The sequence below is a fragment of the Pseudomonas sp. 8(2025) genome, from assembly GCF_052665325.1.
In genome coordinates, this window is record NZ_JBQOIE010000037.1 from 1 (window position 1) to 15,046 (window position 15,046).

Annotated in this window: 13 protein-coding genes; 7 read left to right on the top strand and 6 right to left on the bottom strand. The window is 63.4% G+C overall.

Annotated elements, in window-relative coordinates:
• The first annotated feature begins 221 nt into the window (after nt 1-221).
• A complete protein-coding gene (locus tag ACUXVH_RS31500) occupies nt 222-1,844 on the top strand; it encodes an MFS transporter (protein WP_011060783.1) in 1,623 nt (540 codons plus the stop codon).
• A gap of 133 nt (nt 1,845-1,977) precedes the next feature.
• Here ACUXVH_RS31500 and ACUXVH_RS31505 read toward each other — a convergent pair whose 3' ends face one another.
• The gene (locus ACUXVH_RS31505) at nt 1,978-3,204 is read right to left on the bottom strand and encodes a DUF2599 domain-containing protein (RefSeq protein WP_065363776.1); all 1,227 of its coding nucleotides are present in this window, start codon (nt 3,202-3,204) and stop codon (nt 1,978-1,980) included.
• 207 nt (nt 3,205-3,411) lie between these two features.
• On the opposite strand from ACUXVH_RS31505, the gene ACUXVH_RS31510 reads away from it, so the two are divergent.
• Nucleotides 3,412-4,113, top strand: coding sequence for a glycine-rich domain-containing protein (locus ACUXVH_RS31510; RefSeq protein WP_445496838.1), 702 nt, complete (start codon nt 3,412-3,414; stop codon nt 4,111-4,113).
• Nucleotides 4,114-4,165: 52 nt separating this feature from the next.
• On the opposite strand, the gene ACUXVH_RS31515 is transcribed toward ACUXVH_RS31510, so the two are convergent.
• Nucleotides 4,166-5,611 (bottom strand): serralysin family metalloprotease, encoded by a 1,446-nt coding sequence (locus ACUXVH_RS31515; protein WP_011060780.1) that lies wholly within the window; start codon nt 5,609-5,611, stop codon nt 4,166-4,168.
• Between the two features lie 256 nt (nt 5,612-5,867).
• On the opposite strand from ACUXVH_RS31515, the gene ACUXVH_RS31520 reads away from it, so the two are divergent.
• Both ACUXVH_RS31520 and ACUXVH_RS31525 read left to right on the top strand, forming a co-directional pair.
• A complete protein-coding gene (locus tag ACUXVH_RS31520; protein WP_011060779.1) occupies nt 5,868-6,164 on the top strand; it encodes a hypothetical protein in 297 nt (98 codons plus the stop codon).
• Nucleotides 6,165-6,203: 39 nt separating this feature from the next.
• Nucleotides 6,204-6,533 carry a DHCW motif cupin fold protein gene (locus tag ACUXVH_RS31525; protein ID WP_065363775.1) on the top strand — a complete coding sequence of 110 codons (330 nt, stop codon included), beginning with the start codon at nt 6,204-6,206 and terminating at the stop codon, nt 6,531-6,533.
• A gap of 6 nt (nt 6,534-6,539) precedes the next feature.
• Here ACUXVH_RS31525 and ACUXVH_RS31530 read toward each other — a convergent pair whose 3' ends face one another.
• The gene (locus tag ACUXVH_RS31530; RefSeq protein WP_065363774.1) at nt 6,540-8,900 is read right to left on the bottom strand and encodes a DNA polymerase II; all 2,361 of its coding nucleotides are present in this window, start codon (nt 8,898-8,900) and stop codon (nt 6,540-6,542) included.
• Between the two features lie 568 nt (nt 8,901-9,468).
• Between ACUXVH_RS31530 and ACUXVH_RS31535 the strand changes: the two genes are divergently transcribed.
• Nucleotides 9,469-9,798: a hypothetical protein gene (locus tag ACUXVH_RS31535; protein WP_011060776.1), complete on the top strand. Its 330-nt coding sequence runs from the start codon at nt 9,469-9,471 to the stop codon at nt 9,796-9,798.
• 171 nt (nt 9,799-9,969) lie between these two features.
• Here ACUXVH_RS31535 and ACUXVH_RS31540 read toward each other — a convergent pair whose 3' ends face one another.
• The 3 genes from ACUXVH_RS31540 to ACUXVH_RS31550 form a co-directional block, all read right to left on the bottom strand.
• A complete protein-coding gene (locus ACUXVH_RS31540) occupies nt 9,970-11,820 on the bottom strand; it encodes an amidohydrolase (protein ID WP_065363773.1) in 1,851 nt (616 codons plus the stop codon).
• Between the two features lie 31 nt (nt 11,821-11,851).
• Nucleotides 11,852-12,430, bottom strand: coding sequence for an antibiotic biosynthesis monooxygenase (locus tag ACUXVH_RS31545; protein WP_053157816.1), 579 nt, complete (start codon nt 12,428-12,430; stop codon nt 11,852-11,854).
• Between the two features lie 114 nt (nt 12,431-12,544).
• Nucleotides 12,545-13,186 (bottom strand): hydrolase, encoded by a 642-nt coding sequence (locus ACUXVH_RS31550; RefSeq protein WP_015635223.1) that lies wholly within the window; start codon nt 13,184-13,186, stop codon nt 12,545-12,547.
• A gap of 161 nt (nt 13,187-13,347) precedes the next feature.
• On the opposite strand from ACUXVH_RS31550, the gene ACUXVH_RS31555 reads away from it, so the two are divergent.
• Together ACUXVH_RS31555 and ACUXVH_RS31560 are read left to right on the top strand one after the other, a co-directional pair.
• A complete protein-coding gene (locus ACUXVH_RS31555) occupies nt 13,348-14,244 on the top strand; it encodes a LysR family transcriptional regulator (protein WP_123397424.1) in 897 nt (298 codons plus the stop codon).
• A 146-nt stretch (nt 14,245-14,390) separates the two neighbouring features.
• The coding region (locus ACUXVH_RS31560; RefSeq protein ID WP_445496844.1) for a calcium-binding protein at nt 14,391-15,046 on the top strand (656 nt) is incomplete at its 3' end.

The following is a 15,046-nucleotide window of genomic DNA, read 5'->3' on the forward strand; positions in this document are numbered from 1 at the left end:
CGGGACAGCAGGAACAGATGCACCTGATGTAGGAGCCGGCTTGCCGGCGAAGGAACCCCCAAGGCCGGCGCCCGGCTCACGGGCCTCTTCGCTGGCAAGCCAGCTCCTACGGATGAGGGAAACGAGGGTTCATCGTGCGGTCGCGGTGAATCTGCAACAGCGGCGCTGGAAACGGCGTCGGCAGTGGAACAACAACAATAATCACTGTAAGGAAGCCCCCTATGTCAGAACACGCACAGCCCCTGAACGCGCCCCTGCAGGACTCCACTGCCAAGGGCAGCCAGAAGGTCATCTTCGCGTCGTCCCTCGGCACGGTGTTCGAGTGGTACGACTTTTTCCTCTACGGCGCCCTGGCGGCGGTGATCAGCAAGCAGTTCTTCGCCGGGGTCAACGACACCACGGCCTTCATCTTCGCCCTGATGGCCTTTGCCGCCGGCTTCGTGGTGCGCCCCTTCGGCGCCCTGGTGTTCGGCCGCCTGGGGGACATGATCGGGCGCAAGTACACCTTCCTTGCCACCATCATCCTCATGGGCGTTGCGACCTTCGCCGTGGGCCTGTTGCCCAACTACGCCAGCATCGGCATCGCCGCGCCGATCATCCTGGTGGCCCTGCGCATGCTCCAGGGCCTGGCCCTGGGCGGCGAGTACGGCGGCGCCGCCACCTACGTGGCCGAGCACGCGCCCCAGGGCAAGCGCGGCCTGCACACCAGCTGGATCCAGTCCACCGCGACCCTGGGCCTGCTGCTGTCGCTGCTGGTGGTGCTGGCCTGCCGTTACTTCACCGGCGACCAGTTCGAGGTCTGGGGCTGGCGCCTGCCGTTCCTGCTGTCCATCGTGCTGCTGGGCATCTCCACCTGGATCCGCATGAGCCTGCACGAGTCGCCGGCCTTCCTGAAAATGAAAGAGGAAGGCCGCGCCAGCAAGGCGCCGATCCGCGAATCCTTCGGCAAGTGGGAAAACCTCAAGGTGGTGCTGATCGCCCTGTTCAGCATCAATGCCGGGCAGGCGGTGACCTTCTATGCCGCGCAGTTCTACGTTTTGTTCTTTCTCACCCAGTTCCTCAAGATGGACCCGGCCCTGGCCAACAGTCTGCTGATCATCAGCGTGGTGATCGGCGCGCCGATGTTCATCTTCTTTGGCTGGCTCTCGGACAAGATCGGCCGCAAGCCGGTGCTGATGCTCGGCCTGCTGCTGGCCACGCTGCTGTACTTCCCGATCTTCAAGGCCCTGGCCCACTACGCCAACCCGGCCATCGACCAGGCCAGCCGCCAGGCGCCCATCAGCGTCACCGCCGACCCGGCCACCTGCACCTTCCAGTTCGACCCGGTGGGCAAGGCGCGCTTCGACAGCCCCTGCGACAAGGTCAAGACCTTCCTGGTGAAGCAGGGCCTGCCCTACAGCAGCATCGCCGCCCCCGCCGGCAGCCCGGTGCAGGTCAGCGTCGGTGATGTGAAGATCAACGGCTTCGACGAGGCCGCCCTGCGCGGCGCAGTGACCCTGGCCGGTTATCCGCAGCAGGCCGACAGCCAGAACGTCAACAAGACCATGGTGGTGGTGCTGATCGTCGCGCTGATCCTGATTGCCGCCATGTGCTACGGCCCGCTGGCGGCGCTGATGGTGGAGCTGTTCCCGACCCGTATCCGCTACACCTCCATGTCCCTGCCCTACCACATCGGCAACGGCTGGTTCGGCGGTTTCCTGCCGACCGTGTCCTTTGCCCTGGTGGTCTACACCGGCGATATCTTCTATGGCCTGTGGTACCCGGTGCTGATTACCGGGGTCAGCCTGGTGGTGGGGTTGTTGTGCCTGCGGGAAACCCGGGACGTCGACATCAACCACAACTGAGCAGCGTGCTCGGGCTTGCCGACGGGGGTGGTCTTGCGGGCCTCTTCGCTGGCAAGCCAGCTCCTACGGTGGCCGGTGATAGTGCGGGGAGCCCGTAGGAGCCGGCTTGCCGGCGAAGGCGGTCTGGCGGGCCTCAGGTGTTGTTGCAGCCCTTGGCGATGGAGTCTTCGTTGGAGGTGTAGGGCCGTGAAGGCTCCAGGTTCCACTCCGGCTTGTTACGGGCGATGTTGAAGTGGCAGACCAGTTGCCGGCGCATGCTGCCCACGCTGCTGTCGCGGTTGTCCGGGTTGTTCTTCCACTGGGCGTCCAGGTAGTGGTCGCTGGCCAGTTCGTTGAAGAAGTTGTTGGTCTGGTTGTCCTTGACGTTGCGCCCGCAATCGGTGGGCGTGACTTCCAGGGTCATGACTTTCTTGCCGAAGCCCGGGTCATCACGTTCGATCCACACCGCACTCTGCACATAGCGATCGCAGCCGTTCTTCTCGGTGATCGGGTAGATCACCTGCTTCTTGTTGTCGTAGACGAAACTCGCGTCCTGCGCCGGCGTCTGCGGCAGCTTCATGTTGATCACCGGGAGGTACTGCTGCACGGCCTTGTACCACTGGATCTGGTTCAGCCGCGCACCTTCCAGGCCGCCATCCTCGGTGTAGAACAGGGCCAGGATCGAGGGCGATTGCGGCGGTTTTTCCTCCCACTTGGCCAGGCGCAGCTCATTCTGAGTGCCGAAGGATTCTGCGGCGATCTGCGCCATGGAACGGATGCTCTGGTAGAACGCCGGGCCGGCGGCGCTGTTGCGTTCGTCACGTACATCGAAGGAACACTGGCGCGAGTGGTCGCCACGGTTCTGTCGGTAGTTGGCGCCCCATTGCTCGGCGGTGGTCACACCGATCTCGTGGCAGTACTTCTCGACATTGCCCGGGGTGCGCCGCGAGTCGGTGCAGCCCTGCTGCCCGCGGTCGTCGGTGGCGGCGTCGATGGGGAAGGAACAGAGCACCGCATAGTCCTGGTGATCCTTGGGGTTGCCGAAGATGGTGTCGAAGATGAAGCCGCTCTGCAGTCCGTAGGCCAGCTTGCGGAACTTCGAATCCTTGCGCAGGTAGGACGCCGATACGCCGCCGCTGGCCTGGCTTTTCGGGCTGATGCTGTAGAACTGGTAGTCGGTGGACGGCCAGGTGGCGCGAAACAGCACCCCGGAACACAGGAATGCCGGTTTCGACGGGCCGCCGCAATCCTGGCGGGTGTCGTTGTACAACTGGTTGAGACGGGCCACCGTGTCGCTGCCCTGGTCGGCCTGCACCGTGGGCAACAGGCACAGGCCGGCGAGGCCGATGGCAACGGCAATGGGGGTTCTGCGTGCTTTCATGGGGTGACTTCCGTGTGGTGTGTAAACCCTGGCCAGCCAAGTCGTGGTCCGGCAATAAGCAGAAGATAGAAGCGCTGGTTGGCCCTGATGGACTTTTCCCGGCCTGTGTCCCCGATCCCCACCACCGGCGGCAGGCGCACGGCGATGGCTTGAATAAAACGCCGCATTGCGCCACTGTCTCGGCACTTTTTCCGGCGGAGACCGAACATGCTGTTGATCTTGCCCGCAGTGGTGGCCCTGGCCCTGATCCTGGTGTTCTGGCGCCGTCAGAAAGCCCTCACGGCCTTGCGTCGGGAAGCCCACATCCGCAATTTCACCCTGCCGCCGCGCTTGTTCGAGCCCCTGCGCACCCAGCACCCACACCTGAACCTCAAGGACTGCCAGCTGGTGGCCCAGGGCTTGCGCCAGTTCTTTCTCGCCTACCTCAAGAGCGGCCAGCGCTACGTGTCGATGCCGTCCCAGGTGGTGGACGACCTGTGGCACGAATTCATCTTGCATACCCGGGACTACCAGCAGTTCTGCAACCAGGCCTTCGGCCAGTTCCTCCACCACACCCCGGCGGCGGTGCTCGGCCAGAACGCCGCGCAACAAAGCGACAACGGCCTGCGCCGGGTCTGGCGCCAGGCCTGCCTGGAAGAAAACATCAACCCGGCCCAGCCCAGCCGCCTGCCACTGCTGTTCGCCCTGGACGCCAAGCTGAAGATTGCCGGGGGCTTTCACTACGTCGCCGACTGCCAGTCCCTGCGCCGCCTGACCGACAACGGCGGCAGCGCCACCTTGGTGCACTGCGGCAGCGAGCTGCACAGCAGCTCCCTGGACAGCGACTCTTCCGGCAGCAGCAGCGACAGCGACAGCTCGCGTTTCGGCGGTGATGGCGACAGTGGCGGCAGCGATGGGGGCGGTGACTGAAATTCGCCAAAGAGCGGCACCTTGAGGCGCCGCTCCCGTTACCCAGGGTCGATCAGGCGATGATGTCGGTGACCGCCGCCTGGCCCACGGTACCCACGGCGAAGTCCACCGCGCCATGACCGGTCAGGTCGATCATCAGGCTGGTCTGGTTGGTTTCGGCGTAGTAGGTGAGGATCGCGTCGCCGGCATGCCCGGTGAAGCCGCTGACGAAGTTCAGGGTGGCACCACCGGAGGCGAATTGCGGGATCCCGGTGAGGTCGATCTTGTCCTCGCCGCTGACGAAATCCATGATCCAGTCCGGGGCGTCGAAGGTCGAATCCGCAGCCGCGCCGTAGACGAAGGTATCAGCCCCCGCCCCGCCCCACAGGGTGTCGCCACCGCCACCGCCATAGATGATGTCGTTGCCGGCACCGCCTTCGAGGATGTTCGCCGCAGCGTTGCCGATCAGCAGGTCATTGCCCGAGCCGCCGATGGCGTTTTCAACCGTCACGCCATGGGCGATGGACACGTTGCCCACCAGGCCGCCGACATCGGAGAAGCCCCCTTCATTGAGATTGATCTTCTGGTTCTGGGTGAAACCCGAGAAATCCAGGGTATCGTTGCCGCCGCCGTCCCAGACCGCGAACACCAGCTTGTCCGAAGCGCTGTGGGCGCTGTAGAAGTCCCGACCGGTGTTGGAGTTGAAGCCGTAGACAGTGTCGTCGGCACGGGTTTCCAGATTGGCGCCATAGAGCTTCTGCACCGCGACGATATCGTCCAGCAACGGCGCCGAGGCGTAGGCACCGCCGCCGTCCTTGCTGAAGTCCTGCCCGGTGTTGCTCTCACTCCAGTAGCTCATCAGGCTGTAGCCGCGGGTGTCCTGGGCGTAGGTCACGTCGTTGTAGGTCGGGCTGCCGCTGCCGGCGTTGTACACGCCCGGGTGGGACAGGCCCAGGCTGTGGCCGATTTCGTGGGTCAGGGTCTGGCGGCCGTAGTTGCCATTGCCCGGGGTTTCGTTGACCCGGTACTGGTCGTTGATCAGGTACCAGGACTGGCCGTCGTAGCTGCTGCCGGACGGCAGGTAGGCAAAGGCCGCGCCGCCGGTGCTGACGTTGTAGTTGCCGAAGCTCATGTGGCCGTCGCCACCCTTGGCCGCTTCAGTGAAGGTCACGTTGGCCACGTCCGCCCAGGATTGCAGGGACAGCAGCGCCTGGGCTTTTTGCAGTGCGCTGAACTCGCTGAAGCTGCCCAGGGCCGGGTTGTAGTTGGCCGGTTTTTCGGTGAGGAAGCTGTAGCTCAGGTCGATCTTGCCGTCGCCGTTCTGGTCGTGCCAGGACAGGCCTTTGCGCAGGATCGAATCCGCGGCCTGGTCGGCGGTGAAGGATGGCTTGCCGTTCACCAGCTCGCTGCCGCCACGGTCATACAGGTGGCTGAAGGCCAGAACTTGCTGGTAGGCATGGCTGGCCTGAGCGGCCGAATCGATGCCGTTGCCGACTGCTTCCGAGAGTGCTTTTGACATTGCTACGTCCTTGTTCCAGACAAAAAATCCGATAGGACAGCTGCGACCCCGCCTGCGAGATCGTCCTATCACTCGCCCATTGAGGCGCTGGAAACCTGACATATCCGTCAGCCGTGAGTCCACGGTTTTTTTTGTCCTACAAAGCTCCCGGAACGCTCTGGCACGGGGTAAATTTTCCACTCGCACGAGGGGGCGCCAAGGGATAGGCTAGACACCGCACCGGGGCCCCGCGGCCCTCTTTGGATAGGAGTCTGTGATGCGCAAAATCCTGTTTCTGGGCACCTTGATGATCCTTGCCGGCTCGGCCCACGCCGAAGGCATTCCACTGTTCAACGTCTCCTGCCCGGGCAATCTGGCAGTCAGCGCCGACCAGGGCGGCCCGGTTTACATCAACGGCAAAGCAGTCAAGAACAGTGCCGTGGATGACCGGCATTTCCAGGTCAAGACGGCAGAAATCAGCCTGTCCATCAGCGTCGAGGACGACGAATCGGTGACCGTCAAGTACACCGACAAGCATGGCGCCAGTGGTCTCTGCGAAGCCGTGGACGACTGAGCCCTCTCCCCTTTTGCCTCACAACCTCAAGAGCCGTGCATGCACATCAGCGCAATTCCCTTCGCCACCACCGACTGGTCGAACATCGAACCCACCGAGCATCGCGGCGAAACCGGCGGCGCCTTCTGGCGCACCCGGCAGTTCGGTGAAATTCGCGTGCGCATGGTGGAATACAGCCCCGGCTACCTGGCCGACCACTGGTGCTCCAAGGGCCACATCCTGTTGTGCCTGGAAGGCGAGCTGCACACCGAGCTGGAGGACGGCCGGCGGTTCGTCCTGACCCCGGGCATGAGCTACCAGGTGGCGGACAACGCCGAGCCGCACCGCTCCTTCACCGCCGTGGGGGCCAAGCTGTTCGTGGTGGATTGAAGCGCTTCAGAACAGGCCCATCTGCCCACCCACCAGGGTGCTGAAATCGTCCTGCACGAACGGCAGGATGGCGTCCGCCACCGGTTGCAACTGGCGGGTCAGGTAGTGCTCGTAGTCGATGGCCGCGCGGCGGTTTTCCAGGGGCTCGGGGCCGGCCAGGGTGATGACGTAGCTGATCCAGCCGCCGTTCTGGTACTGCAATGGGCGGCCCTGCTCGCGGTTGTATTCGTCCGCCAGGCGCGCTGCGCGGACATGGGGCGGCACGTTGCGCTCGTAGTCGTCCAGGGGCCGGCGCAGGCGCTTGCGGTAGATCAACAGGTCATCCAGTTGCCCGGCCAGGGTGCGTTGCACGTAGTCGCACACATAGTCCTGGTAGGGCTGGCGGTGGAAGATGCGCTGGTACAGCTCCTGCTGGAATTCCCGGGCCAGGGGCGACCAGTCGGTGCGCACCGTCTCCAGGCCCTTGTAGACCATCTCCTGGCTGCCATCGGCGCGCTGCACCAGGCCGGCGTAGCGCTTCTTGCTGCCCTCCTCGGCGCCACGGATGGTGGGCATCAGAAAGCGTTTGTAGTGGGTTTCGAACTGCAACTCCAGGGCGCTTTCCAGGCCGTATTGCTGCTGCAGGTGATCACGCCACCACTGGTTGACGTGGGCCACCAGGGCACGGCCGATCAGGCCTGCCTGTTCCTCGTCATGCAGGCCGCCGAGCCAGACGAAGGTGGAATCGGTGTCGCCGTAGATCACCTGATGCCCCTGGGCCTCGATCAGTTGCCGGGTGCGGGCCATGATCTCGTGGCCACGCAGGGTGATGGAGGACGCCAGGCGCGGGTCGAAGAAGCGACAACCGCTGGAACCCAGCACGCCGTAGAAGGCGTTCATGATGATCTTCAACGCCTGGGACAGCGGCGCATTGTGCTCGCGCTTGGCCACTTCGCGGCCCTCGGCGACCCGGGTCACGATCGATGGCAGGCAATGCCGGGTGCGGGAGAAACGCGCGCCGCGAAAGCCCGCTACCGAATGCTGCTCGTCCGGTTGGCGCAGGCCTTCCACCAGCCCCACAGGGTCGATCAGGAAACTGCGGATGATCGACGGGTACAGGCTCTTGTAGTCCAGCACCAGCACCGACTCGTAGAGCCCGGGCCGCGAATCCATGACGAAACCGCCGGGGCTGGCCTGGGGCGGCAGCTCGCCCAGGTTGGGCGCGACAAAGCCCTGGCGATGCATCAGCGGCATGTACAGGTGGGTAAAGGCCGCCACCGAACCGCCGCTGCGGTCGGCGGGCAGGCCGGTGACCGTGGCCCGTTCCAGAAGAAAGGTCAGCAGCTCGGTCTTGGCGAAGATCCGCGTCACCAGCTCGCAGTCCTTGAGGTTGTAGCGGGCCAGGGCCGGCTTGTCCTCGGCGAACATGCGGTTGATCTCGTCCATGCGCTGGTAGGGGTTGTCGATCGACTTGCCCTCCCCCAGCAGGGTCTGGGCGACGTTTTCCAGGCTGAAGGAAGGGAAGCTCCAGGTCGCCGAACGCAATGCCTCGATGCCATCGATGATCAAGCGGCCGGCGGCCGAGGCGAAATAGTGGGTACGGCTGCCGTGCTCGCGCCACTGCATTTCCTCGCCACCACGCCCCAGGCGCAGCGGCACCGCCAGGCGCCGGGCGTGTTCGTGGAGTACGCGCAGGTCGAACTGCACCAGGTTCCAGCCGATGATCGCGTCGGGGTCATGCTCGGCCAGCCACTGGTTGAGCCTCTCCAGCAACTGCTCGCGGCTGCCGCAGAACTCCAGGTCAAAATCCACCGCACTGTCGTCGTCCCGGGCCTTGCCGAGCATGTACACCTGGCGCTGGCCGCAACCTTCCAGGGCAATGGAATACAACTCGCCGCGCTCGCTGGTCTCGATGTCCAGGGACACCAGCTTGAGGCTCGGCCGGTAGTTTGGCGCCGGCTTCATCTGCGCCTCCAGCAACAAGCCATCGGGGCCGGGCTGGCCGCCGAAGGACACCGGCGCGGTGATGAAGCGCTCCATCAGGTAGCGCTCGGGCGGTCGTACATCGGCTTCGAACACCTCGACCCCGGCGCGCCGCAGGGTCTTCTCCAGGCGCATCAGCTGATTGTGCTGCGGGCAGTACAGGCCCAGCACCGGGCGCTGGTGGAAGTCCCGCAACTGCAATGGGCGCAGTTGCACATCCGGGTCGTCGGTCAGCAAGCGCTCGGCCTGGGCCCGCTGCGCCGCCGGGACGAAGGCCACGGAGGTCTGCAACGGCAGGCGGATCTGGCGCGGCCCCCGGTCGGTGGCCAGCCAGAAATCGACTTGCGTGCCCGCCGGCGTATCGCGCCAGTGCCGGGTCAGGACGAAGCCTTGTTGTACATCCACCGCTGCAACCTCAGAACATTTCAAGGCGCCGATTCTACCTGCCCAGCCTCGCGTTGGGGGGGCCGGATGATGGCTTTTCGGCTTTTGTCAGACAATATGTAGTGCCTGAAAATTTTCACTACAAAACCGTTGACGAGAGGATTTCGGCCTTGCATGATGCAGACGTCTCCCCGATCGGGGGACGAGGCAAAGGTGTTATGAGCAAGCTCGTCTGACCGCCGAGCTGTGACCCGGATGTGTACTGCCCACAAGGCAGATTGATGAAACTGACCTGGCATTGACCGTCCAGTACCAAGACGGGAAGCCGGCGAAAACTCTTCAAGATGCTTGTGGCCGATGGTGGGAATGTCGGCAGCTTCATCCAGGTTTACGCTGCTTCTCTTCGTTGTGACGCTATTGCGTAGCAGTTAATCAAGGCAACTACACGCATCAGGCTCTGGGCCTTATCTGTATCCGACAGACACCCTCTGTCGCCCTGTTTCCGGTATCAGGGTTCAACTTACCGACGTAGCAAGATGAATTAGCGAATCAACTTAGATAGATCGATAAATGGTCAAGGGGGCTACAAATGAATCTTAATAATCAACCCACTATTGATGAATTGGCACGTATGTTCGCCGCACAGAAAGACAGCCACGACAGCCACATCCTGTGGATCGCCAAGTCGGGCCAAGTGCATATCGACTGCCTGTCGCCCCATAGCCATGAAGCAGAGTTCGACCAGAACAACCGGGACCTCGCGGCCCGCCTGAAGATGTACCGCCGCGGCCAGGGCTACGTCGGCAAGAAAGCCGCCGCCGACAAGGACTTCATCGGCCGGGTCCTGGAGACCCTGAAAGCCGAATGGCAATCGCTGCGGGATAAGTCGGAAGTTCGGGTTATTGATCGGTTCTGCTAAGTAACGCGATCAATTCGTTAATCACCAACTCGTTGTTTAAACAATTGAATGGGCGCTCTTCATGAGCGCCCATTTTTATTGAAGCCAATTTCAAACCCGTAGGAGCCGGCTTGCTGGCGAAAGCGGTGTTAGCCTTGAAACCGCCTTCGCTGGCAAGCCAGCTCCTACAGCTCAGAACGCAAAACACGAACACCCAAACGCTCCCCAGAACCCCTGGAAGTCACTCACCGGTACATTGGACATGCGCGCTTTCTGGTGCCCGTGGGCATGCACTGCGCACGGTCCGCTGCACTGGTGCACCTGGTTCTGCAACGGTGCGTTGGGCTTCCAATGCCCAGGCACCTTGGCCACCGGCGACCAGTCCGGGGTCACCGGCAGGCTCGGTGGGGCGAGTTGGTCGAAGTCACCGGCGGCATGCACCACCTTGCCATCCACTACGGTGAGCAGGGACTCGATCCACTTGATCGCCTCTTCCTCGACGCTGAAGTAGTCCGCCGACAGGGCCACTAGGTCCGCCAGTTGCCCGACCTTGATCTGGCCCTTCTTGCCCTGTTCCGAGGAGAACCAGGCGCTGCCGTGGGTGTAGAGCTCCAGCGCGGTATCGCGGCTCAGGCCCTGGGGGTACAGCTCCAGCCCGCCGACAGTCCGCCCGCTGACCATCCAGTACAGCGAGGTCCAGGGGTTGTAGCTGGAGACTCGGGTGGCGTCGGTGCCGGCGCCAACCGGAATGCCTTCGGCGAGCATTCGCTGGATCGGCGGGGTCATTTCGGCGGCCTTGGCGCCGTAGCGCTCGACGAAGTACTCGCCCTGGAAGGCCATGCGGTCCTGGATCGCGATGCCGCCGCCCAGTGCCCTCACCCGTTCGATGTTCTTCGGGCTGATGGTTTCCGCATGATCGAAGAACCACGGCAGGCCGTTGAAGGGAATGTCGCGGTCGACCTTTTCGAACACATCGAGCATCCGCGAGATGGACTCATCGTAGGTGGCGTGCAGACGGAACGGCCAGCGTTGCTCCACCAGGTGGCGCACCACCGGTTCCAGTTCCTGCTCCATGCTCTGCGGCAAATCGGGACGCGGTTCGAGGAAGTCCTCGAAATCCGCAGCGGAAAACACCAGCATCTCCCCTGCCCCGTTATGCCGCAGGAAGTCGTCGCCCTGGCCGTAGGTCACGCTGGAGGTCCAGTGCTTGAAGTCCGCCAGTTCTTCCTTGGGCTTCTGGGTAAACAGGTTGTAGGCGATGCGCACGGTCAGTTGCTGCTGGGCCGCCAGCTGGTTGATCACCTGATAGTCGTCGGGGTAGTTCTGGAAGCCGCCACCGGCATCGATGGCGCTGGTGACCCCCAGGCGGTTGAGCTCGCGCATGAACTGGCGGGTGGAGTTGACCTGGTACTCCAACGGCAGCTTGGGCCCCTTGGCCAGGGTCGCGTACAGAATCATCGCATTAGGGCGGGCGATCAGCATGCCGGTGGGGTTGCCGTTGCCATCGCGGACGATCTCGCCCCCCGGCGGGTTCGGCGTGTTGCGGTCGTAGCCCACCACCCGCAGCGCGGCGCGGTTGAGCAAGGCGCGGTCATACAGGTGCAGGACGAACACCGGGGTATCCGGCGCCGCCTGGTTCAGTTCTTCCAGGGTCGGCATGCGTTTCTCGGCAAACTGGAATTCGTTCCAGCCGCCCACCACCCGTACCCACTGCGGCGCCGGGGTGCGCAGGGCCTGTTCCTTGAGCAGGCGCAGGGCATCGGCCAGGGACGGTACGCCTTCCCAGCGCAGTTCCAGGTTGTAGTTCAGGCCGCCGCGGATCAGGTGCAGGTGCGAGTCATTGAGCCCGGGGATCACCGTGCGCCCCATGAGGTCGATGACCTGGGTGCCGGCGCCGCGCAGGGCCATGGCCTGGGCGTCATTGCCCACGGCGATGAAGCGCCCGTCCTTGATCGCCACCGCGCTGGCCCGGGGTTTGGCCCGGTCCACGGTGTGCAGGCGGCCGTTGAACAGAATCAGGTCGGCAATTGCATCGGGTTTCATGGCATTGCTCCAAACGAAGGTCGGGAAGGAATCAGGCCGCATTGCGCGGCTGCAGCCAGCGGCTGAACAGGCGCGTGACCCGAGGCATGAAGACGTAGACCACCAGCAGCACGATGCTCAGGGTGATCAGCACCGTGGCCGGCACATAGCCGCCAAGCCAGGGCAGTTGGGCGAACAGCGGCTTCCACAATTGCGGCACCAGGAAGCTCAGCGGCAGGATCACCAGGAAGGTCACACACGCCTGTTTCCAGCGCGGTGGCGGGGTCGGTGCGCCGCCGTCCTGAGGGGTAAACCAGAATTCGCGATCGGCGTTGATTTCGGTCTGGTCACCGTCGGCCAGCAGGTGCTGGGCCTGTTGCACCAGCTCGCGGCGGTCGGCGGAATCCAGCCAGTGCTGCAACTGTTCGGTGCTGGCAAAGCGCAGCACGCTGGTGAACAACCCGAGGCCGCCGCTGTGGCCACGCACCACGTCGATGCCCAGGTGCCCCGGATAGCTGCGAGCCTTGGCGATGATCTGCCGCAGCCAGGTTTCATAGGCCTGATCCTGGCCCTGCTTGATCCGGTGACGGACCAGCAGGGTCACGACACCGTCGGTGAGTTCGATATTCATCAGAAGGCTCCAGTGTCTGCTAGGAGATGCATTCGCGCATCACAGTTAAGGCCCGTAGGGGCTGGCTCGCCAGCGAAGCGGTGGGTGCGATCGCATTCGCCGGCCAGCCGGCGCCTACAGCTGACGTTGCGGGGCCTTGTGCACCATGCTGTAGGCATAGTCCACGCCCATGCCGTAGGCACCACTGTGTTCCAGTACCAGGCCCATGACCGCGTCGTAGCTGTCCTTGTGCGCCCAGTCGCGCTGGTACTCCAGCAGCACCTGCTGCCAGGTCACCGGTACCGCGCCGGCCTGGATCATCCGCTGCACGGCCATGTCGTGGGCCTCCTGGCTGGTGCCGCCAGAAGCGTCGGTGACGATGTACACCTCGTAACCTTCGGCCATGGCCTCCAGCGCCGGGAAGGTCAGGCAGACCTCGGTCCACAGCGCCGCCATCACCAGTTTCTTGCGCCCGGTGGCCTTCACCGCGTCCACCAGCTTGCGGTCTTCCCAGGAGTTCATCGACGTGCGCTCGATGGGCTGCTGGCCGGGAAACACCGCCAGCAGTTCCGGCCAGATGTAGCCGCTGAAGCTTTCGGTCTCCACCGAGGTGAGGATGCTCGGCACGTTGAAGATCCTGGCCGCCTTGGCCAGGGCCACGGTGTTGTTCTTCAGGGTCTGGCGATCGATCGATTGCACGCCGAAGGCCATCTGCGGCTGGTGGTCGATGAGGATCAGGGCGGAGTTGGTCGGGTTGAGCAATTCACGAATGGACATGGCGCGTTCCTTTTGCAGTCAGAGAGTGAGGGTCGAACATGACCGGCTGATAGCGCTGCTTGCGCCCCGTGGCGTCCGGCTTGGTGGCTAATCTAGGGCCTGGCCGAAAAAGGAACAATTACCTAAAATCGAGAATCATTGATTCTAAAACAGGGACAATAATGGACCGTATCGAATGCATGCGCGCCTTCGTCGTCACCGTCGACGAAAACGGCTTTGCGGCAGCCGCCCGCGCCATGGACGTGCCCCGTTCCAAGGTCAGCAAACAGATCCAGGCGCTGGAAGAGGCCATCGGCGTGCAACTGCTGCAACGCACCACCCGCAGCCTGCGCCTGACCGAAGCCGGTGCCGAGTACTACGAAAGCGTTCGGGAAGTGCTGGCCACGGTGGACGAAGCCGAACAGCGCGCGCGCGATGGCATCGCCGAGTTGCGCGGAGTGCTGCGAGTCAATGCACCGATGTCCTTCGGTCTGCGTCGGCTGGGGCCGCTGGTGCCGCTGTTCCACGAACAGCATCCGCTGATCGAGTTGCAACTGGTGCTCAGCGACCAGCAGGTGGACCCGCTGCGCGGCGGCTTCGATGTCACCCTGCGCATTGCCAGCCTGCCGGACTCGTCCATGGTGGCCCGCCAGCTGGCACCGGCACCGCGGATCATGGTGGCCTCCCCCACCTACCTGGCCCGGGCCGGCATCCCGCGCCAGCCCAAGGACCTGAGCAGCCACCAGTGCCTGAACTACGGCTACCTGCAAAGCGGCGTCAGCCTGCAATTGAGCAACGGCAGTGACGTGCAGCGGGTGCATGTCACCGGACCGCTGCACGCCAACAACGGCGACCTGCTGGCCCAGGCCGCCGAGGCCGGCATGGGCATCGCCCTGCTGCCGGATTTCATCGTCGAGGACGCCCTGGCGGCCGGGCGCCTGGTGCCGGTGCTCTGCGAATGGCAGGCGCCGCCCATCAGCATCAACGTGGTCTACCCCTCGGCGCGGCGGGTGCCGCAGAAAACCCGGGCCTTCATCGACTTTCTGGCGGGGCACCTGACGGAAAAAATCTCAGCTTGATCATCCCCGTCAGGAACTGTTGATTTTTATCTTCACGTTCGGCCCATAGCGGCCGAAATCGATGGAAGCGATTTCTATCTCAACTAATTGGCTGCAAACACGTTTTTCACGGTATCTGGTTCAACATCAAAGCAAGGAAGACGCGAATGGCAATTATCAACGGGACAAACGGTGCTGACACGCTGACAGGTACCGATGGGTATGACGAAATCAACGCTCTGGGCGGGAATGATGTCATCAAGGGGAGTCCCGGAGCAGACAAGATCGATGGTGGCGCCGGTTTCGACACGATTGATTACTCGGCTTCCTCTGCCGGGGTAAACGTGGAAGTACGCTTCGGTACAGGACCGGCTGGCAAGGGCGGAGATGCCGAGGGTACTACTCTGACCAGCATCGAAAACGTCATCGGTTCGGCATTCAATGACGTCCTGACCTCCGGCCCCGATCACACCGCAACCGCCATCCGCCTGGAAGGTGGTGCGGGCGATGATATCTACTACATCAACACCGGCGTCACGCCGACCATCGTCGAACAGGCCGGTGGTGGCAATGATGAAGTGCGAGTGTCCGTAATCAACCCAAGCGGCACAATCCTGGCTGCGAACGTCGAACGTCTGACCTACACCGGCAGCCAGAACTTCATCGGTTACGGCAACGACAGCGACAACATCATCACCGGTGGCTCAGGTAACGACACGCTTTACGGTGGCGCGGGAGCCGACCAATTCTTCGGCGGTGCGGGCCTAGACATCGCTGGATACACCGACAGCAAGGCCGGCGTGACGATCAATCTGAAGGCCGG